Source organism: Streptomyces sp. NPDC028289, assembly GCF_055565975.1.
Window position 1 is genome coordinate 1704256 of the sequence record NZ_JBVHTI010000001.1, and the last position, 23503, is coordinate 1727758.

Genomic DNA, 23503 nt, shown 5'->3' on the forward strand with positions numbered 1-23503 from the left:
TCCGTCATGTGCGCGCTGGATAACCGACCGTCCCCACCTGCCACCTCCCTGCTCCCGGAACCGGCGCCGCCGCGCCGCCGCGGCCGGGTGCTGCGGCGGCTGCTGGTCGTCGCGCTGGCGGGCGGTGTGGCGGCCGGCGGCACGCTGATGCTGTGGCCGCGCGAGCCGCACCGCGCCGCGCCGGCCCCGGCGGCCGGGCCGCGGGCCCAGGCGGCCGCGCGGGCGGCGGCGGTCGCGGCGGCGCAGACGGCCGTCCTCGACGGGCTGCCCGCCGCCCTGCCCGACCTGACGACGCTGATCGGCGCCCGCGAGGCGCGGGTGCGGGCGCAGCCGAAGGACGCGGCGGCCTGGGCGGTGCTCGGGGCCGCCTACGTCGAGCGGGCGCGCCGGACCGCCGACACCGGCGACTATCCGCGGGCCGAGCGCGCGCTGCGGACCTCCCTCAAGGTGGCCGGCAAGAACAACACGGAGGCGCTGGGCGGACTGGCGGGCCTGGCCGTGGCGCGCCGGGACTTCCCGGAGGCCAGGCGGTTCGGCGAGGAGGCGCTGAAGGCGGCGCCGAAGCGGTGGTCGGCGTACCCGGTGCTGATCGACGCGTACAACGGGCTCGGCGACTACAAGGCGGCCCGGTCCGCGCTGGACAAGCTGATGGCGCTGAAGGTCGGGGCGGACGTGAAGCCGGCGGTGATGGCGCGGGCCTCCGCGGTGTACCGGGACCGGGGCTGGCGCGAGGACGCGGTGGCCCAGGTGACCGACGCGGCGGCGGCCGCCCGGACGCCCGTCGAACAGGCCGCGTACCTGTGCCAGGCCGGGCAGCTGGCCTGGGAGCGGGGCGACCGGGACGACGCGCTGCGGCACTTCACGGCGGCCGTACGCCTCGACCCCGACCAGCCGGCCGCGCGGGCCGGGCAGGGGCGGGCGCTGGCCGCGCTGGGGCGTACGCAGGAGGCGCTGACCGCTTACCAGGGGGCGCTCGCGCACCGGCCGACTCCGCAGGTCGCCCTGGAGCTGGGCGAGTTGTACGAGTCGCTGGGGATGGGGCGGCAGGCGGACGCGCAGTACGAGCTGATGCGGACGCAGGTGCGGCGGGAGCTGGAGGCCGGGATCGACGACGATCTCGTGATCGGGCAGTACGAGGCGGACCACGGGGACGTCCAGGAGGCGGTGGAGCGGCTGACGGCCGAGTGGGAGCGCCAGCCCGGCATCGAGGTCGCGGACGCCCTCGGCTGGGCCCTGCACCGGGCCGGCGACGACAAGGAGGCGCTGCGCTACGCCTCGATCGCGACCGACTCGACGAAGGGCGGCGGGGTGCGCAGCGCGCCGTACGCCTTCCACCGGGGCATGATCGAACGCGACCTGGACCTGGAGGCCCCGGCCCGCCGCCACCTCCAGGACGCCCTGCGGATCAACCCGTACTTCTCCCCCCTCCAGATCCCGGCGGCCCACACCGCCCTCACGGCTCTGGGCAGCCAGCCACCGAACGAGGAACTGCCGCAGTAGGGCCTCGGCGGCGAGGGCAGTCGGGCACCGCCCGTACACGCCGTCGTGGCTGATCACCGTCGCGACGGAAAAGGGTGAACCGGCACGTCTCCGGACCGGCGCGCCTGTTGTCCCGCCGCGACGGGGGGTCACAGGTTGCCGCGGCGGTCCTGCTCTCGTTCGATCGCTTCGAAGAGGGCCTTGAAGTTGCCCTTGCCGAAGCCCATGGAGCCGTGGCGTTCGATGATCTCGAAGAAGACCGTCGGGCGGTCCTGGACCGGCTTGGTGAAGATCTGCAGGAGGTAGCCGTCCTCGTCGCGGTCGGCGAGGATCCTCAGCTCGCGCAGGGTGTCGACCGGGACCCGGGTGTCGCCGACCCACTCGCCGAGGGTGTCGTAGTAGGAGCCGGGGGTGTCCAGGAACTCGACGCCGGCCGCGCGCATGGTCCGTACCGTCTCGACGATGTCGTTGGTGTTGAGCGCGATGTGCTGGACGCCCGCCCCGCCGTAGAACTCCAGGTACTCGTCGATCTGCGACTTCTTCTTCGCGATCGCCGGTTCGTTGATCGGGAACTTGACCTTGAGGGTGCCGTCGGCGACCACCTTCGACATCAGCGCGCTGTACTCGGTGGCGATGTCGTCGCCCACGAACTCCTTCATGTTCGTGAAGCCCATGACCCGGTGGTAGAAGTCGACCCATTCGTTCATCCGGCCGAGTTCGACGTTGCCGACGCAGTGGTCGACGGCCTGGAAGGTGCGGCGCGCGGGGGGCTCGACGATCGGGGCGGCGGCAACGAATCCCGGCAGGTACGGGCCGTCGTACCCGGTCCGCTCGACGAGGGTGTGGCGGGTCTCGCCGTACGTGGCGATCGCGGCGAGGACGACGGTGCCGTGCTCGTCCTTGAGTTCGTACGGCTCGGCCACCGGCCGCGCGCCGTGCTCGACCGCGTACGCGTACGCGGCGCGGGCGTCCGGGACCTCGATGGCGAGGTCGACGACCCCGTCGCCGTGCTCGGCCACGTGGCGGGAGAGGAAGTGGCCCCACTCGGTGTCCGGCCTGATGACGGAGGTGAGCACGAACCGGGCCGAGCCGTTCTCCAGGACGTAGCTCGCGGTCTCACGGCTCCCGGTCTCCGGACCGGAGTACGCGACCAGCCGCATGCCGAAGGCGGTGGAGTAGTAGTGGGCCGCCTGCTTGGCGTTGCCCACGGCGAAGACGACCGCGTCCATTCCCTTGACCGGGAAGGGGTCGCTCTGCCGGGCGGTCGCAGCGGGAGTGTGCTGTGTGGTCTGCGTCATGTCCGAAGGGTGAACCGGCCCCGCAAGGTGCGCAATAGATGGCGTTTCTCCTGGGCAATATGCTCAGCGATACGGCCCTACCGGCGAACTTTCTGTACAGGGTGACCATCCGGAGGCGGGAATGGCGATCGATCATCTGGACGGGCGGATCCTGGTGCTGCTGGCCCGGGAGCCGCGCATCGGGGTCCTGGAGATGTCCCGGCGGCTGGGCGTGGCCCGCGGGACCGTGCAGGCGCGTCTGGACCGGCTCCAGTCGAACGGCGTGATCCAGGGGTTCGGCCCCCAGGTGGACCCCGCGGCCCTCGGCTACCCGGTCACCGCGTTCGCCACCCTGCAGATCCGGCAGGGCCAGGGCCCGGACGTGCGAGCGCACCTGGCGAGCGTGCCGGAGGTGCTGGAACTCCACACCACCACGGGCACCGGCGACATGCAGTGCCGGCTGGTGGCCCGCTCCAACGCCGATCTCCAGCGGGTGATCGACCGGGTCGTCGGTTTCGACGGCATCGTCCGGGCCTCCACGGCGATCGTCATGGAGAACCCGGTTCCGCTGCGGATCATCCCGCTGGTGGAACAGGCCGCGGCGGACAGTGAAGGGGCGAAGTAGCGGCACCCCGGCGGGAGTTACAGAGAAGTCGATGCAAAAGACACGTTGCAAAGGACTCTTTGCAACGCTATCTTTGTACGCATGACGGAGCACGAGGAACGGAAACAGCGGCGGCTGGACGCCCGCTCACTGCGTGGGCTCGCGCATCCGCTGCGGATGCAGCTGCTGGACGCCCTGCGGCAGCACGGCCCCGCCACCGCCTCCCAACTGGCCGAACGGCTGGGCGAGTCGAGCGGCGCGACCAGCTACCACCTGCGCCAGCTCGCCGAACACGGCTTCGTCGAGGACGCCCCCGAGCGCGGCAAGGGCCGCGAGCGCTGGTGGCAGGCGGTGGACCAGAGCATCCGCTACGACAGCGCGGACTTCGATGACGCGAGTCCCGAGGTACGGGGACTGTCGGAGGTGTTCCTGCAGGAGGGGGCCGCCCGGCACGCCCGCGAGCTGGCCGCCTGGCTCGGCACCCGGGACCGGTGGTCCCAGCCCTGGTCCCACGCCAGCGACATGAGCGACATGACCATGCGGCTCACGCCCGAGCTCGCCCTCGAACTGATCGGCAAGATGCACGCCCTGATCGACGGCTACCGGGACCGGGTCCCCGACAAGGACACCCCGGAGTCGGAACAAGTACGCATCCACACGCACCTCTTCCCCATCGAGACGGACTGAGAGGCACCCACCATGCACACACAGGCCCAGCTCGCCCAGCACCGCATCACGGAACTGCACGTTCAGGCCGAGGCCCATCGTCTGGCCAAGGAGACCAGGCCGGAGCGGGAGCTCCGCCAGCGTATCGGCTGGACCCTGGTCGAAGTCGGCCTCCGCCTCGCAACCCCGACGCCGGCGATCGCCCCGTAAGGGGGCTGGGGGTACCCCCGGCCGAAGGCTGGGGGAGGAACTGCGCGAGCAACCACACACGACCCGCACCCGAAACTCAACAGCCGGGGACCTTCTCCCCCTTCTCCAACGCGACCAAGTCGGAAACGGCCCCCTTCAACGTGGTCACCGGCACCAACCGCAGCCCCTTCGGCAACTCCGCCTTGGCGTCCCCGCACTCGTCCTTCGGCACCAGAAAGACCGTCGCCCCGTCCCGCCGCGCGGCCTGCGTCTTCAGCGCGACCCCGCCCACGGCCCCCACCGCACCGTCCGCACCGATGGTCCCCGTGCCGGCGATGTTCTTCCCGCCGGTGAGGTCGCCCCCGCTCCCGTTCCCGTCCAGCTTGTCGATGATCCCGAGCGAGAACAGCAACCCCGCGCTCGGCCCGCCCACGTCCGCCAGCTTCAGGGTCACCTTGACCTTGCTCGCGCTCAGGTCGAGGTACTTCAGCGCGGCCTGGGTCGCCGCGTCCTGCGACTGCTCCATCTGCTCGGTGTTGTGCTGCTCGATCTCCTGGACGTTGTTGCCGCTCGGGTAGACCGAGTCACGCGGCATCACGGCCCGGTCCGTCCGGAACCAGCTGCCGATCACGTCGCCGAGCGAGACCCGCGCGTCCGGCCCGGTCGCCTCGATCGTCGTCATCCGCAACTGCCCGCTGGTCGTGCGGGTGGGCGCCCCGGAGACGGTGATCACCGGGGTGCCCCTGTTGGCGCCGAGCACGTTCGCCGTCATCCCGGGCTGGGCCACCGAGAACGGCAACGGCGCGAAGACGGCCGTACCGATCAGGGCCACGACGGGAACCGCGCAGACGGCGACGGCCTGGAGACGCGTGAGACGTGAGAGCACGGAGTCAATCTAACGCGGCGGCCTGTTCCGGCCATCGCCCCGGTCAGCGCGTGAGCAGCTCGCGGCGCTCGCGGGTGAACCGGCGCAGCGCGTCCGGCAGCGGCTCGATCCCGATCCCGGGCCCCGTGGGCACCGGGAGGTGCCCGTCCTCCAGCACGAACGGTTCGGTGATGTCCTCCGCGAAGTACCGGCCCGACGCCGAGGTGTCGCCCGGCAGCGTGAACCCGGGCAGCGCCGCGAGCGCCAGGTTGGGCGCCCGCCCGATGCCGGTCTCCAGCATGCCGCCGCACCACACCGGCACCCCGTGGGCGCGGGCCACGTCGTGGATCCGGCGGGCCTCCAGATAGCCGCCGACCCGTGCGGGCTTGACGTTCACCACCCGGCACGCGTCCATGGCGATCGCGGCCGCCGTGTCCCGTGCGCCGTGCAGGGACTCGTCGAGACAGACCGGCGTAGTGATCCGGCGCTGCAGCTGGGCGTGGCCGTGGAGGTTGTCCTCCTCCAGCGGCTCCTCGATAAGCAGCAGCCCGAACTCGTCGAGCCGCCGCAGGTGCTCCGCGTCGGCGAGGCCGTACGCCGTGTTCGCGTCGACCTGGAGGGGCAGCGCGTCCCCGAACCGGTGGCGCACCGCCCGTACCGGTTCGACGTCCCAGCCGGGCTCGATCTTCAGCTTGATCCGGACGTACCCCTCGGCCAGGTACCGCTCGACGTCGTCCAGCAGTTCGCCGACCGAGTCCTTGATGCCGACCGAGACACCCGCCGGCACCCGGTCCCGCACCGAGCCCAGGAACACGGACAGCGGCATCCCGTAGGTCCGCAGCTCCGCGTCCAGCACCGCCGTCTCCAGCGTGGCCTTCGCCAGCTCGTGCCCCTTGACCTTCGCCGTCGCCGGGCCGACCGCGGCGGCGGTGAGGTCCCGTACCGCCGCCACGCGCGGCACCAGGAAGTCGCGGAGCACGATCTCCGCGCCGGCCACGAACTCCGAGCAGTACAGCGGCTCGGGATCGGCGGCGAACTCCGACCAGCCCTCGGCCGTGTCGGTGACGACGTGGAGCAGGAAGGTGTCCTTGGTCGTCATGGTCCCGAAGGACGTACGGAAGGGCGTGACCAGCGGGATCGCCACCTGCACGAGCTCCACGCGTTCCAGCCTCACGCCGTCGCCCCCGTCGTGCGGGCGAGCGTGTACCAGCCGTCCCGGGACATCCCCACGGCCCGGAAACCCTCGGCGAAGGCCGCCGTGAACACCTCGCGGACGGCGTGCCGCCAGCGCAGGGCGAGCGCCGGGTCCGCGGCCCGCAGCCGCACGACGTCCTCCGGCACCCGGCACCACACGGCCCGGTCGCCCAGGTCGCGGCGGGCGAGGACCTGGCCGTCGGGGCCACGGTGGCTGGCCGGGGCGTCCTCGCGGTCCCGGGCGCCGAACGGCGGGACGGGCGTGGCGGGCGTGGCGGTCGGTACGGGGTCGGCCGTCAGGTCCCAGGTCACCGTCAGCCGGTCGCTCTCGTCGCCGTCGTTCACGCCGTCGGCCATCGGGCCGTAGAAGTCGACGAGGTACTCGGTGCCGGTGGCGCCCAGCTTGACCAGGTTGAAGCGGGCGTTGCGGCCGACCAGCGGGTCGAAGGTCCAGCGCATGGTGCGGGCGCCGAGGTCCAGGGCCCAGGCGCGCTGGGCCCGCTTCACGGCATGCCCGAGGCCCTGGTCGGCGGCGGCGACGAGGGAGTAGGTGTCGCGGTCCGGGCCGAACACGGCGACGGCCGCCCCGGCCAGCCGCGCGCCGTCGTAGGCGGCGTGCACGGCGCCGCCCGCGTGGACCAGGCTGTGCAGGACCTCGGCCGGGTAGGGCGGGGCGGTGCGGGGCGTCTGCCAGACGTCGCTGAAGTAGCCGGTGACGGCCGCGAGCCCGGCGACGTCGTGGACGGTGCGGATGCTGACTCCGGTCACGGTCAGGGTCATGATCCGAGTCTCGGAGCCGACCCGCTCCGGTGCGTTGTGCGGACGGACAAGGAATGCCTATCTTGATGAGGAGATCCGCCAAGAACTCGTTTTCCCTTGCTTCCCTGAGGACTCCCATGGACGCCTGCACCCTCGGCGACCTGCTCGACGTCGTCGGCGGTCCCTCCGTCCGGCTGCACACGGCTCCCGCCGGGCTGACCGTGCCGGTGACCGAGGCGCTGCTGTACGACGCCCACGCGCCGCTGCCCCGGCGGCCGGGGGCGCTGCTGCTGGCGGTCGGGGTGCGCGCGGCGGCGGCCGGGCCGCTGGTGCGGGCGGCGGCCGAGGCGGGGCTGACCGGGGTGGTGGTGCGAGGTGCGGACGGGCCGGTCGGGGAGGCGGAGACGCACGGGATCGCGCTGCTGTCGGTGGACGAGGACGCCGCCTGGCACCACGTCCACCTGTTGCTGGCCTCGGCGATCGGCGCCCGCCCGGCGGCCCCCGGGAGCGGACTCGGCGATCTGTTCGCGCTGGCGGACGCGATCGCCGCGGGCGTCGGCGGGGCCACCGCCATCGAGGACCCCCGGCAGCGGATCCTCGCCTACTCCACCGTCGCCGGCCAGCCGGTCGACGAGGACCGCCGACAGGGCATCCTGGGCCTCCAGGTGCCGGCCAGCGCCGAGAACACCGAGCAGTACCGGACCCTGTTCGCGGCCGAACGGCCGGTCAGGCTCCCGGCGTTGAGCGATGCCGACCTGCCCCGGCTGGCGATGGCGGTGCGGGCCGGCGGCGAGACGCTCGGCTCGGTCTGGGTGGTCGACGGCGGTGCGCTCGCGCCGGACGCCGAGGAGACCCTCGCCCAGGGCGCCGCCACCGCCGCCCTGCTCCTGCTGCGCGCCCGCGCGGCGCAGGAACTGGCCCGCCACCAGAGCGGCGACCTGCTGCGCCGGCTCCTCGACGGCACGGCGGACGCCCCGGCCGCCGCGGCCCGCCTGGGAGTGGACGGCGAGGTCCGGGTGGCCGCGTTCGCGCTCGACACCTCCGCCAACGTGCCGGACGCCGAGCGCACCGCGCTGCGCCTGCTGGACGTCGTACGGCTGCAGTGCGAGGCGCGCTACGGGCGGCAGGCGTGTGTGCTGGTCGACGGGGTGGTGTACGCGCTGCTGCCCGGACCGGGGGCACGGCACCGGCCGCTGGCCGAGGACATCGTGCGGCGGGCCGGGCAGGCGCTGCGGGTGCCGGTGCGGGCGGGGCTGGGCGAACTGGTCCCGGACATCGGCGAGGTGGCCGGCTCCCGGGCGGACGCGGACCTGGTGCTGCGGGTGCTGGACGCGCGGTCGCCGGTGGCCACGGTGGACGAGGTGCGCCCCCGGGTCACCCTGCTCCGGCTCGCCGAAGTACTCGGCGAGCGGCGGGAGTTGAGTGCGGGGGCCTGGCAGCGGGTGCTGGCGTACGACGCCGGGCACGGCACCGAGTACGCCCGCACCCTGGTCTGCTGGTTCGACGCGGGCTGCGACATGGCGGGAGCGGCGGAGCTGCTGGCCGTCCACCCCAACACCTGCCGCTACCGGCTGCGCCAGCTCCGGCAGCACGTCGGGATCGACCTGGACGATCCCGACGAACGGCTGGTGCTGTGGCTGCAGTTGCGGGTGCTGGCCGGGCTCAGCGCAGCAGCCACGCCCTGAGGTTCCGCTCGCAGTCGCGCAGCTGCCCGACCGGCACGTACTCCCCCGCCGTGTGCGCGAGAGACGGGTCCCCGGGGCCGTAGTTGAGGGCGGGCACGTCAAGGGCCGCGAACCGGGCGACGTCGGTCCAGCCCAGCTTGGGCCTGGGCTCGGCCCCGAGCGCCTCGACGAGCCCGGCGACCCGGTCGAGGCGGGGCAGCGCTCCGGCGACCACCTCGGTGATCCGCACCTCGTACTCCGGGAACAGCCGTCGTACGTACTCCTCCGCGTCCGCCGCCGAACGGCTGGGCGCGAAGCGGTAGTTGACGCTGACGACGCACTCGTCCGGTACGACGTTCCCGGCGACCCCCGCCCGCACGGCGACCGCGCTCAGCCCCTCCCGGTACTCCAGCCCGTCGATCACGATCCGCTCGGCGGTGTGGTCGTCGAGCCGCTGGAGCACCCGGGCGGCCCGGTGGGCGGCGTTGACGCCCTGCCAGGCGCGGGCGGTGTGCGCCCGCCGCCCGCGCACGACGACGTCGGCGCTCAGGTACCCCTGGCAGCCGGCCTCCACCCCGCCGTCGGAGGGCTCCATGAGGACCGCGAGGTCGGCGGCGAGGAGTTCGGGGCCGAGGAGACCGAGACCGTTGCGCTCGCCCTCGACCTCCTCGCACTCGTAGAGGACGAACGTGAGGTCGACGGCCGGCTCCGGAACGGTGGCGGCCAGCCGCAGGGCGACGGCCACCCCGCCCTTCATGTCACAGGCGCCGAGGCCGTGCACGCACCCGTCGGCGAGCCGGGAGGGCAGGTTCCCGGCGGCCGGGACGGTGTCCAGGTGACCGGCGATCAGGACCCGCCGGCCCCGGCCGAGGGCGGTGCGGGCGACCACGGTGTTGCCGACCCGGTCGACCTTGAGATGCCCGAGGCCACGCAGGGCGTGCTCCACCGCGTCCGCGATGCGGGCCTCCGCCCCGCTCTCGGAGGGAAGGTCGACGAGGGCCCGGGTGAGGTCGACGACGTCGGCGGTGAGGTCGAGGGCGGTCATGCGGGGCTGTCCTGCGGGATGGTGGCCTGGGCGAGCCGGGAGTGGCGGATGCCGTAGCAGCCGTAGACGACGAGGCCGACGGCCATCCACACCCCGAAGGCGATCCAGGTGTCGGCGCCGAGGCTGAACAGCAGGTAGCCGCAGAAGCCGATGCCGAGCACCGGCACGACCGGGGAGAACGGGACGCGGAAGGAGCGGGGCGCGTCCGGACTGCGCCGCCGCAGGATCACCACGGCCAGGTTGACCAGCATGAACGCGAAGAGGGTGCCGATGCTGGTGGCGTCCGCGAGGCTGCCGAGCGGCACCAGGGCGGCCAGGACGGCGATGAAGGAGGAGACGATCACGGTGTTCGCGCGGGGCACCCCGGTGCGCGGGTGGACCTTGGCGAACAGCGGTGGCACGAGCCCGTCCCGGGACATCGCGTACAGGATCCGGATCTGCCCGTACTGCACGGTGAGGACGACGCTGGTGGTGGCGACCACGGCACCGACGGAGAGCAGGATCGGCCACAGGTCACCGCCGCCGACCGCCCGCACGAGCACCTCGCTGAGCGTCGCCTCGGTCCCCGCGAACTGCTTCCACGGCATCGCGCCGAGCGCGGCGACGGCCACCAGGACGTACAGGGCCGTGACGAGGACGAGGGAGAGGATGATCGCCCGCGGCAGGTCGCGCTGCGGGTTGCGGGCCTCCTCCCCCGCGGTGCTCGCGGCGTCGAAGCCGATGTAGGAGAAGAAGAGCGAGGCGGCCCCCGCGCTCATCCCGGCGGCGCCGAGCGGGAAGAGCGGCTGGAAGTTGCCGGCGTGGAAGGCGGTGAAGGCGACCGCGCAGAACATCACGAGGGCCGCGATCTTCACCCCGACCATGACGACGTTGGCGACGGCGCTCTCCTTGGCCCCGCGCAGCAGGACGACCATCGCGAGGACGACGATGAGCGCGGCCGGGACGTTGATCGTGCCGCCGGCGCCGGGCGGGGCACTGAGCGAGTCCGGCAGGGTGACGCCGAAGACGAGGTCGAGCAGTTCGTTGACGTACTGCCCCCATCCGACGGCGACGGCGGCCACCGACACGCCGTACTCCAGGATCAGACACCACCCGCACACCCAGGCGACGAGTTCGCCGAGGGTGGCGTAGGCGTAGCTGTACGACGATCCCGAGCCGGGGATCATGCCGGCGAGCTCGGCGTACGACAGGGCCGAGAACAGGGCGGTGACACCGGCCAGCACGAAGGAGACGACGATCGCCGGGCCGGCCTCGGGCACGGCCTGCCCGAGCACGACGAAGATGCCGGTGCCCAGGGTCGCGCCGACGCTCAGCAGGGTGAGCTGGGTGACGCCCATGGTCCGCTTCAACGGGCTCGCGTCCGCCTCGCCGACGAGGGCGCCGACGGATTGCCGCCGGGTGAGCCGGCCGGTGGTGCCGACTTGTTGCCGGGGCCGTGTCCCCACTGTCTCCACTGTGCCGTTCCCTCCGCCGTGGGCTCTTGTCTGGCCCTGATGATGCGGAGAGAACGGGCGTGGGCGGCTGGGAGGATCGGTCAGAGGTCTGGGGGTGGGATTGGCGGATCGGCCAATGTGGGTGGACGGGTGAAACAAAGAGGAGGGTGCGGTGGTGCTGCGACCGCGGGTGGGTGGGGGTTGCTCGCGCAGTTCCTCCCCCAGCCTTCGGCCGGGGGTACCCCCAGCGCCCCTGAAGGGGCGCTGCAGTCGCGTCAGCTACATAGCTGCGGGCAGGCGTGCCGCAGGGCGGCACGGGTGGGCGCTGGGGGTCCCCCCGGCCGAAGGCACCCTGCCAGCGCCGGTAAGCGTCCCCACCCCCGCCCAGCCCCCGCTTACCGCAGTGCCTCCGCGACCTCCCGCGCCGCGTCCATCACGCGCGCCCCCACCCGCTCCGGCACCGCGTCGGCCAGCATCACGACCCCCACGCTGCCCTCGACACCGGTGACCCCGATCAGCGGCGCCGCAGCCCCGCTCGCCCCGGCCTCCAGTTCGCCGTGGGTCAGCGTGTACCCGGGGTCGTTCCGCGGCGAGTGCCGGGCGGCAAGGATCGCCTTGCCGGCGGCGCCCCGGTCCAGCGGGTGCCGGAACCCGGCCCGGTAGGCCACGTGATAGTCGGTCCAGGTCGGCTCGACGACCGCGACGGCGAGCGCCTCGGTCCCGTCGACCAGGGTCAGGTGGGCCGTCGCCCCGATGTCCTCGGCGAGCGACCGCAGCGCCGGCAGCGCTGCCTCCCGTACCAGCGGATGCACCTGCCGGCCTAGACGCAGCACCCCCAGCCCGACCCGGGCTCGCCCGCCCAGGTCGCGCCGTACCAGCGCATGCTGCTCCAGCGTGGCGAGCAACCGGTACACCACGGTCCGGTTCACGCCCAGTTTGTTGGAAAGCTCGGTGACGGTCAGCCCGTGGTCCGTGTCGGCCAGCAGTTTGAGGACCCTGAGTCCCCGGTCGAGCGTCTGAGAGGTCTCCGCGGTCACGACGCCCACTCCTTAAGTGGTGAGGCCGGCAACCTCCGACGCGGCGGATGCGTCGCCGAGTCCCGTCAGCGACGCGCTTCAGAGGCCGCCGATCGGCATGGCGGCCCGGCGGCTCCGGGCCCAGTCGCTTCACGGCTGCGCTCCGCGGCGGCGCTGCCACGGGGCGTGTGCGTAGCCGGACAGTAGCGGTGCGGGTTCGCTGAGCGGAAGCCTCCGTCCAGAATCCGGTCACGTACCGGTATGGACTACCGCGCCTTGTGTCGCATACGTCCACCTTCGCGCCCCAAAGGGGCGCTGGGAGTACCCCCGGCCGAAGGCTGGGGGAGGAACTGCGCGAACGACCCCCACCGGCCCGCACCCGACCGACTACCTCATCCGGGTAGCCCACTCCTGCACCTTGGCGATCCGCTGCCGCAACTGCCCCGCCGTCGCCTCCGCACTCGGCGGCCCCCCGCACACCCGCCGCAGCTCCGTGTGGATCACCCCGTGCGGCTTGCCGCTCTGGTGGACATACGCACTGACCATCGTGTTCAGCTGCTTGCGCAGCTCCATCATCTCCTTGTGGGAGACGACGGGCCGCCGCTCGGCCGGCAGCTCCAGCAGGTCCGCCTCGGTGTCCGGCTTCTTGCGGCTGTGCGCGATCTGCCGGGCCTGCCGCTTCTGCAACAGCAGCTGCACCTGGTCGGGTTCGAGGAGTCCCGGGATACCGAGGTAGTCCTGCTCCTCCTCGCTCCCCGGGTGGGCCTGCATGCCGAACTCGGCGCCGTCGTAGAGCACCCGGTCGAAGACGGCCTCGGACTCCAGCGCCTCGAAGGCGAACTGCTCCTGCTCGCCGGTGTCCTCGTCCTGCTCCTTGTTCGCCTCCTCCATCTCCTTCTCGGACTCGGCGTACGGGTCCTCCTCGCCGTCCTTCTTCGGCTTGTCGAGGGCGTGGTCGCGCTCGACCTCCATCTCGTTGGCGAAGGTCAGCAGGTCCGGGACGGTCGGCAGGAACACGGACGCGGTCTCGCCGCGCCGCCGGGACCGCACGAACCGGCCGACGGCCTGGGCGAAGAAGAGAGGGGTGGAGATGGTCGTCGCGTAGACCCCGACCGCCAGCCGGGGCACGTCGACGCCCTCGGACACCATCCGTACCGCGACCATCCACCGGTCGTCGCTGCCGCTGAAGTCGTCGATCCGCTTGGACGCGCCGGTGTCGTCGGAGAGGACCACGGTCGCCTTCGTCCCCGTGATCTCACGGATCAGCTTGGCGTAGGCGCGGGCCGAGTCCTGGTCGGAGGCGATGACGAGGGCACCGGCGTCCGGGATCCCCTTCCGAACCTCCGTCAGCCGCTGGTCGGCGGCGCGCAGCACGGCCGGCATCCACTCGCCGCGCGGGTCGAGCGCCGTACGCCAGGCCTGGCTGACCGCGTCCTTGGTCATCGGCTCGCCGAGCCGGGCGGCGATCTCGTCACCGGCCTTGGTGCGCCAGCGCATGTTGCCGCTGTAGGAGAGGAAGATGACCGGGCGGACGACGTGGTCGGCGAGCGCGTTGCCGTACCCGTACGTGTAGTCGGCGGCGGACCGCCGGATCCCGTCCTGCCCCTCCTCGTACGTCACGAAGGGGATGGGGTTGGTGTCCGACCGGAACGGTGTACCGGTCAGGGCCAGCCGCCGGGTCGCCGGCTCGAACGCCTCCAGGCAGGCCTCGCCCCAGGACTTGGAGTCACCGGCGTGGTGGATCTCGTCGAGGATGACCAGGGTCTTGCGCTGCTCGGACCGGTTGCGGTGCAGCATCGGCCGCACGCCGACACCGGCGTACGTCACGGCGACCCCGTCGTACTCCCGGCTGAGCGGTCCGGCGCTGTACTCGGGATCCAGCTTGATCCCTATCCTCGCCGCGGCCTCCGCCCACTGCTTCTTCAGGTGCTCGGTGGGGGCGACGACGGTGACCTGCTGCACGACATGGTGGTGCAGCAGCCAGGAGGCGAGCGTCAGCGCGAACGTCGTCTTCCCGGCGCCGGGCGTGGCCACGGCCAGGAAGTCGCGCGGCTGCTCCTGGACGTACTTCTCCATGGCCCCCTGCTGCCAGGCACGCAGCTTGCTGGCGGTACCCCAGGGCGCCCGGCCGGGGAAGGCCGGCGAAAGGTGGTGGGAGTTGGAGGAGGACGGGGAAGCGGCGGTGGTAGTCACGGTCTCCGTAGTAAGGGGGTCGCGAGGGGTACGAGGGTCGGGCGGCTACGTATGACAACCGGGCCACCCTACCGGCGCGCCCCCGCGGTCAACGTGCGGACAAGGCCGCCTCACCCCCGGGTGGGACTCACGTCACAGATCACGGAGCCGGGTCGTCACCCAGGCCCCGACGAGGGCCACCCCCGCCATCGGCAGGAACACCGCGGCGAAGGCGGCCGGGTGGGAACCGGAGCCCGCCGCCCCCGACATGCTGCCGCCGCCGAGGGAGGCGAAGGCCGCGCCGGCCACGGCGAGCAGGACGACGTTCGAGAGGGCGTCGGAGATCTGCAGGGCGGCGGAGTTGGCGCCGGCCTCGGCCGGGGCGGAGAGCCGGAGCATCAGCACGCTGGCCGAGGCGATCACCAGGCCCATCCCGAAGCAGCCGAAGGCCCAGGCGACCGCGACGGTCCACACCGGCACGCCGGACACGAGCACCGTCGGTGCCGTGGCGACCGCCGCCGCCACCAGCACCATCCCGAGCGTCATCAGCCGCTCGCGGTACGGCTCCATCCGCGGCCGCGCCTGCACCCACGAGCCCACCGCCCAGGTCACGCCGCCCGCCGCCAGCGAGAACCCGGCGAGGGTGGGCGACAGGCCCCGCTGGGTGACGAGCATCAACGGCACGAAGGACTCGGCGGAGACGAAGGCGCCGGCCGCGACCCCGCGCAGCAGGACGACGGAGGGCAGGCCTCGTGCCGCCCGGTACGTACCGCGGGGCAGCAGCCCGAGCACGGCGGGCACCAGCAGCGCACCACCGAGCAGTCCGGGTATCACCGACACCCACCGCAGGTCCTGGGCCGCGTACTGCAGCAGCCCCGCACCGAGCGAGATACCGAGGGCGAGCCGGATCCGCCGCCGGTCGAAGGCCCCGTGACCCCCTTCTTCCGCCACCGGCCCGCCGGCCCGGCGCCGTATCTGCGGGAGCGCGAGCGCCACCGGGAAGACCACGAGCACCGGGATCCCGAGGAACACCCACCGCCATCCGAGCTGCTCGGTCACCGCGCCCGCGGCCAGCGGCCCGACGATGGACGGCACCACCCAGCCCGCGGCGAAGGCGGCCATGATCGCGGGCCGCAACCGCTCCGGGTAGGCCCGCCCCACCACGACGTACAGCGCGACGATGACCAGCCCGCCGCCGAACCCCTGCACGGCCCGCCCGGCGATGAACACCCACATGCCCTGCGCGGTCCCGGCCACCACGAGCCCGGCGGCGAAGGCCCCGATCCCCGTCGTCAGCGCCCCGAGCGGCCCCTTCCGGTCCGACCACTGCCCGGCCAGCACCATCCCGAACAGGCTGGTAGTGAAGTACCCGGAGAAGGCGAACGCGTACAGCGGCACCCCGTCCAGCTCCCGGGCCGCGACGGGCATCGCCGTCCCGACGGCCGTCGCCTCGAAGGCGATGAGCAGCACGACGGACACGATCCCGACGCTCAACGCCCGGTACGACCGCCCCAGCACACCGCCCGCGTCGGCTCTGTCGGGGGTCTCGTCCGCGACAACGGCGTCGCTCGGCTCAAGTGCGGTCATGCCGACCACGGTAAGACCCAATCCCCACCCTGACCCCTGTCGTAAGCCCCACCCCACCTCCGACCTTGGTCGTACACCCCCTGTTCTCCGGCCGCCCGACCCCTGGGCCCCCCGGTTCATGAACGCCGTATGGCAGTCCCGTTGCAGCCCCACCGATCCCCTTGAGCCCCTCCCCCGCACCCCCGTACCTTCAAGTCACGCACACGGCCGTGTGCCCGAGTGGTTTAGGGACTCGCCTGCAAAGCGAGTTACGTGGGTTCGATTCCCGCCACGGCCTCCGACTGCCTGACCGGGCAGAACGACAGGGCGGCACCCCCTCGGGGGTGCCGCCCTTTGGGTCGTCCGTCCCAGTTCCCGTCTCAGTCGTGCGACACAGGCAGACTGTCACCGCATCGCGAGCACCCGCTGACGGTGGTGGTGCCACCAGTAGAGCGCGAGCGTTCCGATACCGCTCAGGCTCGCCTTGACTACCAGCCACCAGCATGCTGCGCAGCGGCGCCAAGAGCGCGGACCTCGACGAGCAGCGCGTTCTCGCCGCACGAAAACGCAGCCCGCAGACGGTCTCGGCCGCTCCCGGCCAATCCTCCCCACCTCCGCCCCCGAAGACTGCGAATACACCAGCGATGACCGGCCCCACCCATGCCGTGGCCCTGCGCACCACGGCCACCGCCTTCGACGCCCACCGCGGCAAAGCCTGGTGAAGAGCACGTGTCCGAAGGCGCCCCGTTCCCCACCAAATGGCGATCAGCACCGTTGTCGACTGGGCATACGGGCAGGATCGCGCACTATGCGGTCGCAACGCCCAGGAAGCGCAGCACCGCCAGGACGCGGCGGTGGTCGGCGTCGGCCTTGGGCAGGTCGAGCTTGGTGAAGATGCTGTTGATGTGCTTGGCGACCGCGCTCTCGCTCACCACCAGCTCGGCGGCGATGCCGGAGTTGGACCGGCCGCCCGCCATCAGCTCCAGCACCTCCCGCTCGCGCGGCGTCAGCCGGTCGAGCGGATCGCTGTGCCGGCGCACCAGCAGCTGCGCGACGACCTGCGGGTCGAGCGCGGTGCCGCCGGCCGCCACCCGGCGTACCGCCTCGGCGAACTCCTCGACGTCGGCGACCCGCTGCTTGAGCAGATAGCCGACGCCCGAGGTGTTGGCGGCGAGCAGATCGGCCGCGTACCGCTCCTCCACGTACTGCGACAGCAGGAGCACGGCGGTACGCGGGTACTGGCGGCGGATCACCAGCGCGGCGCGCACTCCCTCGTCGGTGAAGCCGGGCGGCATGCGCACGTCGACCACGGCGATGTCGGGCCGGTGCTCCTCGACGGCCGCCAGCAGCCCTTCTGCGTCGGCGACTTGCGCGCACATCTCGAAGCCGGCCGCCTCCAGCACCTTGACCACACCGATGCGCAGCAAGAGGGAATCCTCGGCGATCACGGCGCGCACGGCAGCTCCACGGTGATGACGGTCGGCCCCCCGGCGGGGCTGCGGCAGGAAAACGTGCCGTCGACGGACGCGACGCGCTTGGCGAGCCCGGCGAGCCCGGTGCCGCCGGCCGCCGCGAGATCCGCGCCGCCCGCTCCGTCGTCCGCGACGACCACCAGCAGTGTCTCCCCGATCCGGTCCACGGTCACGTCCGCCCGGGTCGCCTGGGCGTGTTTGACCACGTTCGTCAGGGCTTCGGAGACCACGAAGTACGCGACGGCCTCGACCGTGGGTGAGGGGCGCTGCGGCAGGTCCACCGCCACGCGCACCGGGATCGGGAGGCGGGCGGCGACCCCGGACAGCGCGGCGTCGAGGCCGCGGTCCTCAAGGACGGCCGGATGCAGACCGCGCACCAGGTTGTTCAGCTCGGCGATCGCTTCCTTCGCCTCGCGGTGCGCCTCGTCGATCACCTTGCGGGCGTCCTCCGGCAGGTCGCCGAGGGTGGACCTGGCCAGGCCCAGGTTGACGGCGAGTGAGACGAGGCGCTGCTGCACGCCGTCGTGCAGGTCGCGCTCGATCCGCCGCCGCTCGGCGTCGGCGGCGTCGAGCACACCGGCCCGGCTCTCGGCGAGGTCGGCGACCCGGCGGGCCAGCTTCTCCGTGCGGCTGGGGCCGAGCAGGACCTCGGCCGCCCGGGTCTCCAGCCGCACCAGAGCGCCGGTCAGCCGGGGCCCGAGGAACAGCAGGGCGAGACCGCCGGCGGTGATGTACGCGGCCTGCGTGGTGTACCCGACGTCGGTGACCCGCCACTGCGGGGGCAGCGCCCAGATCCACACGTAGATGGAGGCGGCCACGAGAGCGACGGCCCAGACGGCGAGGACGGCGAGGTCCAGGACGGCGAGCAGCGGACCCGCCACGGCGTGGTAGCAGACCTGCCGCCACAAGGCCCGCGTGGTCGGCCGGCGCACCGCTGACTTCCAGTTGCGTCCCGGCCCGGGTACGGCGGGGCGCGGGAGGTCCTTGCCGACGAGCGCCCGGTAGCGCCGCCGCTGCCCGACGGTCAGCAGGGGTGTCACCACGAGCGTGAGCAGCACGGGCAGCGCCACGAGCGGGAGCAGCACGGGCAGCGGAGTCACGGCCGGCACCAACGCCGCCAGCGTGCCGACCAGCCAGAGCCACAGTGGCACCACGGCGAGGTGGAGCGGCAGGCCGGCGGCGACGAGCGCGGTCCGGTGTCCCGCCCTGCGGAACGGCCGGCCCAGCACCAGCTGCAGCCACGTCGCGAGTTGCATGCGTCAAACGGTAAAGCCGCAGGCCATCCCGGTGCCATGACGCTCCCGCCCGGTTCGGGGGTGCACTTGTCTCCACCCCGGGTCGGAACCCTGCGTGACTGACGGCGCCCTGGTGCGCGGCGGAGGGTGGAGCACGTGAAGGGGAGAGCCGGCGGGGAGCGGGGGAAGACGATGCGTCAACTGGGCTTGTGCGATGAGGAAGTGGCCAGCGCCGAGGACTTCGACCGCGCCGAGGTCATCCCGCTCCACGGAGAGGCGGAGGAACCGCGCCCGGCGCGGGGCATGCGGCGGGCCGGGTGGCTGCTGGTCGCCTGCGGGCTCGCCCTGCTGCCGTGGCTGTACGTGCTGGCCACCGGCCTGCCGGCCACCGCGACCGCGGCGCACTGGCCGGTCGCCTGGGTCGGGCTCGACGCGCTGGAGGCGCTCGGCCTGATCGCCACCGGCCTCCTCGCCGCCCGCGGCGACCGGCGGCACGCCCTGGCAGCCGCCGCGACCGCGACGCTGCTTGTGGTGGACGCCTGGTTCGACACCACGACCGCGGCCCTGGGCGGCGACTTCGCCACCGCGGTCGCCATGGCGCTCGGCGCCGAGCTGCCGCTCGCCGCGCTGTGCGGCCGGCTGGCGCTGCGGGCGCTGAACCGGCCCGCGTGACGCCGACCGCCCAGCCACATGCCACGGACCGAATCGATCCACCGGAGAACACCATGCACCGCATCACCACCGCCCCCGTCGCCCCGATCCCGGCCCGGACCCGCTGGGCGGTCGCCGCCGGCGCGGGCGCCGCGTTGGCCGCCGCCTGGTGGCTGGGCGACACGGCGCCCTATCCGTACGCCCAACGCGGCCTGCTCGACGTGCCGTTGCCGTTCCTGACCGCCGACCGGATGGACGCCGTACTGCGGCCGCGGCCGGGGGAGCGGATCCTGGAGATCGGCCCGGGGACCGGACTGCAGTCGCTGCACGTCGCCCCGCAGCTCGGGCCGGAGGGACGGCTCGATGTTCTCGACATCCAGCAGGAGATGCTCGACCACGTGATGTGCCGCGCAGAGCGCGACGGCCTGGCGACGATCACGCCCACCCGCTCGGACGCACGTGTACTGCCCTACGCCGACGGGACATTCGACGCCGTATACGCCGTGACCGCGCTCGGCGAGATCCCCGAGCCGGATCGGGTACTGCGCGAGGCGGCACGGGTGCTGGCACCAGGCGGGCGGCTGGTGATCGGCGAGTTCTTCGACCGGCACTGGATCCCCTTCGGCCGGCTGCACCGGCTCGCCGACGCCGCCGGCCTCCACCTGACCGAGCGCCGCGGCCCAAGCCCGGCATACCTCGCCCGCTTCCGACCCTGCGGAGCCCATGCGCCCGTTCGCCAGGGCGAGCACCTCGCCGACGGCGACCGGGAAAGCGACGACGGGAAGGCGTGAGCACCACACGCAGGGACCGCGATCACCGAGCTGAACAACCTGGTGCGCGGTAGGCCGCTCCAAGAGGCGAGCGGGCTCCGCCCCAACCGCGGCCAGCCACGAAAACCGCGGCGCCCCCACGAGGTGGGAGGGGAGTCCGGTGGCTTCTGCTGCGTGAATCCGGTCATCGATTGCACTGGGCTCCTCTCCGGCAGCAAGCCCGGGCGGCGGCCATAACGCGAATGCGTCCAGCAGCCTCGCGGAGTTCTGCGAGTGGGCCTGTGGTGGTGCAGTGCCGCCTGCATCGCCCGTGAGGACGAAGTCGACCACCGTCGCTGACACCGCGGCATGCAGGCGGGCCAACAGAGACGGGACGGCGCCGGGTTCCAAGCCCAGCGCACGAGCGACCGAAGGTGATCGACGGTGGTTCGCATGACCGTCAGGTCGCCGGATCCCGAGAACTTTGGGCAATCCCGGAGGAGTGCCGCGAGGTGGCGGAGCGCGCCCAGAGCGCGGTCGCCGAGGCCGAACGGGCGCATGAACGGGCGGTGATCGCCCGGGAGGAGCCGGCTGCGGCGCTGGTTGGTGCCGGTGGCGCCGGACAGGGGTGCCGCCCTTGTGGTTGTCCGGACGGCTACGGCTGCCGGGGGCGGGGGTCGGCCTCGGGGCGGCGGAGGCGTGCGTGGAGCCGGGTCAGGAGCCGGAGGGCCTGGGCGGCCGGGGGCGGGTCGGTGAGGTCGCCGGTCAGGGCCACTTCGACGCCGCCGCTGAAACGGGCGGTGTAGTTGTACATGAAGCCGCACAGGCACGCCAGGACGGTGCCCAGGAGGACCTCCAGCGCGACGACCCCGGTGGCGACGACCAGCGTCTGCCACGGCGTCGGCCACTCTCCCGGGGCCACGACGTTCAGAATCACCGACGTGGCGAGCGCGGCGCCGAGGACGCACACCCCCAGGCCCGTCAGGAAGAAGAAGCTCATCACCGTGACCGACCACGGGTTGGTCCCGGATATCCGCATGCGGGTCGACCGGCGCGGTGGGCCGTGCGGGAAGGCGTGGTCACGGGGTGGCGCCGGCTGCGGCGACCCGCGTTCGGGTGCCGTCGGAGTGGGCGCCGTCCGTGACGTCACCCGGCGGGGCGAGATCCTGGGCACCCGCTTACGGGCCGTGCCGCGGGTCCTGCTGCGCTTGGTTCGGCTCATGTCCGCTCCCTGGCTGGTCCTCACCTGCGACGTTAAGGGGAGGCGTGCCGCCCCGCATCCCCGGCGGTGACGGTGAGTGAGCAGGAGCGCGCCGGTCTGAGTGGTGACGGCCGTCCGGGTTGTCCCCCGTGCGAGCTACCGGCAGGTGTCCACTGAGCGGTGACGATTCCGGGGCGGCCGATCCGTAGCGTTCGGGCCAGTCGCGGCGCTCGGCCGCGGATCCTGTGAGGGAGTCATCATGAGGCTGGTCTGGCAGCTCCTGGCGGTCGCGGCGGTCGCCTTCGTCGGGGGGCAGGGTGTCGCGGCGGTGCAGGGGAACTGGTTCCTCAGCCTGGTCCTCGGCCTGCTCACCGCGGTGGTCGCGGTGCTCGTCTACGGGTGGGTGGTTCGGCGGACCGAGCACCGGCCGAGCGTCGAGGTGGGGCGGGAGGGTGCCCGGGCGGCGTTCGGGCGCGGGGCGCTCATAGGCGTGGCGACCTTCGCGTGTGTCATCGGGAACATCGCCTTCCTCGGGGACTACACGGTCCACGGCGCGGGGTCGCTGACGGGCGCGGTGGGCCTGGTCGGGTACATGGCCGCCGCCGCGGTGACCGAGGAACTGCTCTTCCGGGGCGTGCTGTTCAGGATCGTCGAGGAGCGCACCGGAACCTGGATCGCACTGGTGTCCACCGGGACGCTGTTCGGGATGATGCATCTGCTCAACAAGGACGCGACCGTGTGGGGTGCCCTGGCCATCGCGATCGAGGCCGGCGGCATGCTCGGCGCCGCGTACACCGCCACCCGCACCCTCTGGCTGCCGATCGGCCTGCACTTCGGCTGGAACTTCGCCGAGTCCGGCATCTTCGGCACCGAGGTCTCCGGCAGCGGCGGAGCACAGAAGGGCCTGCTGGACGCCACCGCCTCGGGGTCGCAGCTCGTCACCGGCGGGCAGTTCGGGCCGGAGGCGAGCCTGTACTCGGTACTGCTCGGGGTGCTGGTGACGGCCGCGTTCCTCTGGCTCGCCAAGCGGCGGGGGCATCTGATGCCGCGTCGGCGCCGGGACGTCCCGGCCGGTGCCGTCGCTACACTGCCCCGGTGATCAGTCCCCGTCGGGTGCCCGGGTGGTGGCACCGACTCGACGTCACGGTCCGGGATCTGCCGCTCGGGCTGCTGCTCCTGGCCGGTTCGTTCCTGCCCGCGCTGTACGGCAAGGGGACCCAGGTCGGAGACGTGCCGACCCGCCCCTTCGACGCGCTGACCATCGCGGTGCTCGGTCTGGAGTGCCTGCCGCTCGCCGGGCGCCGGCGGTGGCCGGCCGTCTCGCTGGCGCTGGTCTGCCTCGGCTTCGCCGTCGACCAGCTGCGTGGCTACCACTCGGTCGCGGGCTCCGCGCTGCCGCTCGCCCTGATCAGCACCGGCGCCCATCTGGAACGGCACCGGCGGGCCATCGCCCTGGTGTGCTCCGCGGCCTACGTGCCGTTGGCGGTCGCACTGTACCGGCTGGGGTCGGGGGGCGAGACGGTGAGCGGGTTCGTGACGTTCTACCTGGCGCTGGTCCTCGCCTGGGGCATCGGGGCGTGGCTGCGCTCCACCCGGGCCGCGGAGGCGGAACGGCGGCGGCGCGTCGCCGAGGACACGCGCACCGCCGAACGCACCCGTATCGCCCGCGAGTTGCACGACGTGGTGACCCACCATGTGACGGCGATGGTCGTGCAGGCGGAGGCGGCCCGGTACCTGACCGCCGCGCCGGACCGTCTCGACCAGACGCTGACCGCCGTCACCGACACCGGACGGCGGGCCATCTCCGACCTGCGTCATCTGCTCGACCTGCTCAATCCCGACCACGGCACCGATACCGGTGGCGGCAGGACACCGCCCGCCGGCCGGCTGCTCACGCTCGTGGAGCAGACGCGCCGGGCCGGGCAGCCGGTGGAGTTCACCGAGGAGGGCACGCCGACCCCGTCGGCGGGCAGCGCCGACCTGGTGGCCTACCGGGTGGTGCAGGAGGCACTGACGAACGCCCTCAAGTACGCCCATGGCAGCCCCACTTCGGTCCGGGTGCGGCACGGCGGGAAGGAGCTCACGGTGGAGGTCGGCACGGACGGGTCCGGCCCGGCCACGGCGTCCCCGGGCGGGAGCGGGCGGGGCCTGGCCGGTCTCCGGGAACGGGTGGCCGTGCTGGGCGGCGAGTTCAGCGCCGGGCGCGCGGACGACGGCCGTTTCGTCGTCCGGGCCCGGATACCCGCGGGGAGTCCGGCGTGACCGG

Annotated in this window: 21 protein-coding genes and 1 tRNA gene; 10 read left to right on the forward strand and 12 right to left on the reverse strand. The window is 73.0% G+C overall.

The genetic code is table 11. From position 1 onward, the window contains the following. Positions 1–6: 6 nt before the first annotated feature. Entirely contained in the window at positions 7–1500 is a 1494-nt protein-coding gene (locus ACZ4UV_RS07570) for a tetratricopeptide repeat protein (protein ID WP_451015901.1), read from the forward strand. A gap of 128 nt (positions 1501–1628) precedes the next feature. Here the strand turns inward: ACZ4UV_RS07570 and hppD are convergent, their stop codons facing one another. After that, complete coding sequence (gene hppD / locus ACZ4UV_RS07575; RefSeq protein WP_451015902.1) at positions 1629–2777, reverse strand: 4-hydroxyphenylpyruvate dioxygenase; 1149 nt, start codon at positions 2775–2777, stop codon at positions 1629–1631. Between the two features lie 121 nt (positions 2778–2898). Between hppD and ACZ4UV_RS07580 the strand changes: the two genes are divergently transcribed. From ACZ4UV_RS07580 to ACZ4UV_RS07590, 3 genes are all read left to right on the forward strand, one after another. Beyond that, positions 2899–3381 (forward strand): Lrp/AsnC family transcriptional regulator, encoded by a 483-nt coding sequence (locus ACZ4UV_RS07580; RefSeq protein WP_451015903.1) that lies wholly within the window; start codon positions 2899–2901, stop codon positions 3379–3381. A gap of 81 nt (positions 3382–3462) precedes the next feature. Continuing rightward, positions 3463–4047 carry an ArsR/SmtB family transcription factor gene (locus ACZ4UV_RS07585; RefSeq protein ID WP_451015904.1) on the forward strand — a complete coding sequence of 195 codons (585 nt, stop codon included), beginning with the start codon at positions 3463–3465 and terminating at the stop codon, positions 4045–4047. 12 nt (positions 4048–4059) lie between these two features. Next, positions 4060–4236 (forward strand): hypothetical protein, encoded by a 177-nt coding sequence (locus tag ACZ4UV_RS07590; protein ID WP_451015905.1) that lies wholly within the window; start codon positions 4060–4062, stop codon positions 4234–4236. Positions 4237–4312: 76 nt separating this feature from the next. Here the strand turns inward: ACZ4UV_RS07590 and ACZ4UV_RS07595 are convergent, their stop codons facing one another. Genes ACZ4UV_RS07595 through ACZ4UV_RS07605 form a run of 3 tightly spaced genes read right to left on the reverse strand, consistent with a single transcriptional unit; the run spans position 4313 to position 7054 of the window. After that, positions 4313–5101: a S16 family serine protease gene (locus tag ACZ4UV_RS07595; protein ID WP_451015906.1), complete on the reverse strand. Its 789-nt coding sequence runs from the start codon at positions 5099–5101 to the stop codon at positions 4313–4315. A gap of 43 nt (positions 5102–5144) precedes the next feature. Continuing rightward, positions 5145–6254: an o-succinylbenzoate synthase gene (gene menC, locus ACZ4UV_RS07600; protein ID WP_467836351.1), complete on the reverse strand. Its 1110-nt coding sequence runs from the start codon at positions 6252–6254 to the stop codon at positions 5145–5147. Beyond that, positions 6251–7054 carry a chorismate synthase gene (locus ACZ4UV_RS07605; RefSeq protein ID WP_451015908.1) on the reverse strand — a complete coding sequence of 268 codons (804 nt, stop codon included), beginning with the start codon at positions 7052–7054 and terminating at the stop codon, positions 6251–6253. Before ACZ4UV_RS07605 ends, menC begins: the two co-directional genes overlap by 4 nt. 116 nt (positions 7055–7170) lie before the next feature. On the opposite strand from ACZ4UV_RS07605, the gene ACZ4UV_RS07610 reads away from it, so the two are divergent. Continuing rightward, positions 7171–8718, forward strand: a complete 1548-nt coding sequence (locus ACZ4UV_RS07610; RefSeq protein ID WP_451015909.1) for a PucR family transcriptional regulator — start codon at positions 7171–7173, stop codon at positions 8716–8718. Here the strand turns inward: ACZ4UV_RS07610 and dapE are convergent. From dapE to ACZ4UV_RS07635, 5 genes are all read right to left on the reverse strand, one after another. Beyond that, positions 8696–9742 (reverse strand): succinyl-diaminopimelate desuccinylase, encoded by a 1047-nt coding sequence (gene dapE, locus ACZ4UV_RS07615; protein ID WP_451015910.1) that lies wholly within the window; start codon positions 9740–9742, stop codon positions 8696–8698. The genes ACZ4UV_RS07610 and dapE overlap by 23 nt on opposite strands. Beyond that, a complete protein-coding gene (locus tag ACZ4UV_RS07620) occupies positions 9739–11196 on the reverse strand; it encodes an amino acid permease (protein WP_467836355.1) in 1458 nt (485 codons plus the stop codon). The genes dapE and ACZ4UV_RS07620 overlap by 4 nt, the downstream gene beginning before the upstream one ends. A 374-nt stretch (positions 11197–11570) precedes the next feature. Next, positions 11571–12212: an IclR family transcriptional regulator gene (locus tag ACZ4UV_RS07625; protein ID WP_351486873.1), complete on the reverse strand. Its 642-nt coding sequence runs from the start codon at positions 12210–12212 to the stop codon at positions 11571–11573. Between the two features lie 366 nt (positions 12213–12578). After that, entirely contained in the window at positions 12579–14384 is a 1806-nt protein-coding gene (locus tag ACZ4UV_RS07630; protein WP_351486871.1) for a DEAD/DEAH box helicase, read from the reverse strand. Positions 14385–14516: 132 nt separating this feature from the next. Further along, the gene (locus ACZ4UV_RS07635; protein ID WP_467836359.1) at positions 14517–15950 is read right to left on the reverse strand and encodes an MFS transporter; all 1434 of its coding nucleotides are present in this window, start codon (positions 15948–15950) and stop codon (positions 14517–14519) included. Positions 15951–16155: 205 nt separating this feature from the next. On the opposite strand from ACZ4UV_RS07635, the gene ACZ4UV_RS07640 reads away from it, so the two are divergent. Beyond that, a tRNA-Cys gene (locus ACZ4UV_RS07640) sits at positions 16156–16227 on the forward strand. A 508-nt stretch (positions 16228–16735) separates the two neighbouring features. Here ACZ4UV_RS07640 and ACZ4UV_RS07645 read toward each other — a convergent pair. Together ACZ4UV_RS07645 and ACZ4UV_RS07650 are read right to left on the reverse strand one after the other, a co-directional pair. After that, entirely contained in the window at positions 16736–17386 is a 651-nt protein-coding gene (locus ACZ4UV_RS07645) for a response regulator transcription factor (RefSeq protein WP_089100675.1), read from the reverse strand. Beyond that, positions 17374–18657 carry a sensor histidine kinase gene (locus ACZ4UV_RS07650; protein WP_467836361.1) on the reverse strand — a complete coding sequence of 428 codons (1284 nt, stop codon included), beginning with the start codon at positions 18655–18657 and terminating at the stop codon, positions 17374–17376. Before ACZ4UV_RS07650 ends, ACZ4UV_RS07645 begins: the two co-directional genes overlap by 13 nt. A 135-nt stretch (positions 18658–18792) precedes the next feature. On the opposite strand from ACZ4UV_RS07650, the gene ACZ4UV_RS07655 reads away from it, so the two are divergent. Both ACZ4UV_RS07655 and ACZ4UV_RS07660 read left to right on the forward strand, forming a co-directional pair. Then, positions 18793–19308, forward strand: coding sequence for a hypothetical protein (locus ACZ4UV_RS07655; protein WP_451021261.1), 516 nt, complete (start codon positions 18793–18795; stop codon positions 19306–19308). 53 nt (positions 19309–19361) lie between these two features. After that, the gene (locus tag ACZ4UV_RS07660; protein WP_467836364.1) at positions 19362–20078 is read left to right on the forward strand and encodes a class I SAM-dependent methyltransferase; all 717 of its coding nucleotides are present in this window, start codon (positions 19362–19364) and stop codon (positions 20076–20078) included. Between the two features lie 613 nt (positions 20079–20691). On the opposite strand, the gene ACZ4UV_RS07665 is transcribed toward ACZ4UV_RS07660, so the two are convergent. Beyond that, complete coding sequence (locus ACZ4UV_RS07665; protein ID WP_451021263.1) at positions 20692–21258, reverse strand: DUF3566 domain-containing protein; 567 nt, start codon at positions 21256–21258, stop codon at positions 20692–20694. Positions 21259–21496: 238 nt separating this feature from the next. On the opposite strand from ACZ4UV_RS07665, the gene ACZ4UV_RS07670 reads away from it, so the two are divergent. Both ACZ4UV_RS07670 and ACZ4UV_RS07675 read left to right on the forward strand, forming a co-directional pair. After that, positions 21497–22336, forward strand: a complete 840-nt coding sequence (locus ACZ4UV_RS07670; RefSeq protein WP_451021264.1) for a CPBP family intramembrane glutamic endopeptidase — start codon at positions 21497–21499, stop codon at positions 22334–22336. Then, on the forward strand, positions 22333–23499 hold the full coding sequence (locus tag ACZ4UV_RS07675) for a sensor histidine kinase (protein WP_451021265.1): 1167 nt from the start codon (positions 22333–22335) through the stop codon (positions 23497–23499). Before ACZ4UV_RS07670 ends, ACZ4UV_RS07675 begins: the two co-directional genes overlap by 4 nt. Positions 23500–23503 lie beyond the last annotated feature (4 nt).

Bases quoted from the DNA above. Each gene is read 5' to 3' on its own strand.
- ACZ4UV_RS07570 (WP_451015901.1), top strand. From the start codon at position 7: ATGTGCGCGCTGGATAACCGACCGTCCCCACCTGCCACCTCCCTGCTC.
- hppD (WP_451015902.1), bottom strand. From the start codon at position 2,777: ATGACGCAGACCACACAGCACACTCCCGCTGCGACCGCCCGGCAGAGC.
- ACZ4UV_RS07580 (WP_451015903.1), top strand. From the start codon at position 2,899: ATGGCGATCGATCATCTGGACGGGCGGATCCTGGTGCTGCTGGCCCGG.
- ACZ4UV_RS07585 (WP_451015904.1), top strand. From the start codon at position 3,463: ATGACGGAGCACGAGGAACGGAAACAGCGGCGGCTGGACGCCCGCTCA.
- ACZ4UV_RS07590 (WP_451015905.1), top strand. From the start codon at position 4,060: ATGCACACACAGGCCCAGCTCGCCCAGCACCGCATCACGGAACTGCAC.
- ACZ4UV_RS07605 (WP_451015908.1), bottom strand. From the start codon at position 7,054: ATGACCCTGACCGTGACCGGAGTCAGCATCCGCACCGTCCACGACGTC.
- ACZ4UV_RS07610 (WP_451015909.1), top strand. From the start codon at position 7,171: ATGGACGCCTGCACCCTCGGCGACCTGCTCGACGTCGTCGGCGGTCCC.
- dapE (WP_451015910.1), bottom strand. From the start codon at position 9,742: ATGACCGCCCTCGACCTCACCGCCGACGTCGTCGACCTCACCCGGGCC.
- ACZ4UV_RS07635 (WP_467836359.1), bottom strand. From the start codon at position 15,950: ATGACCGCACTTGAGCCGAGCGACGCCGTTGTCGCGGACGAGACCCCC.
- ACZ4UV_RS07650 (WP_467836361.1), bottom strand. From the start codon at position 18,657: ATGCAACTCGCGACGTGGCTGCAGCTGGTGCTGGGCCGGCCGTTCCGC.
- ACZ4UV_RS07660 (WP_467836364.1), top strand. From the start codon at position 19,362: ATGCACCGCATCACCACCGCCCCCGTCGCCCCGATCCCGGCCCGGACC.
- ACZ4UV_RS07665 (WP_451021263.1), bottom strand. From the start codon at position 21,258: ATGAGCCGAACCAAGCGCAGCAGGACCCGCGGCACGGCCCGTAAGCGG.
- ACZ4UV_RS07670 (WP_451021264.1), top strand. From the start codon at position 21,497: ATGAGGCTGGTCTGGCAGCTCCTGGCGGTCGCGGCGGTCGCCTTCGTC.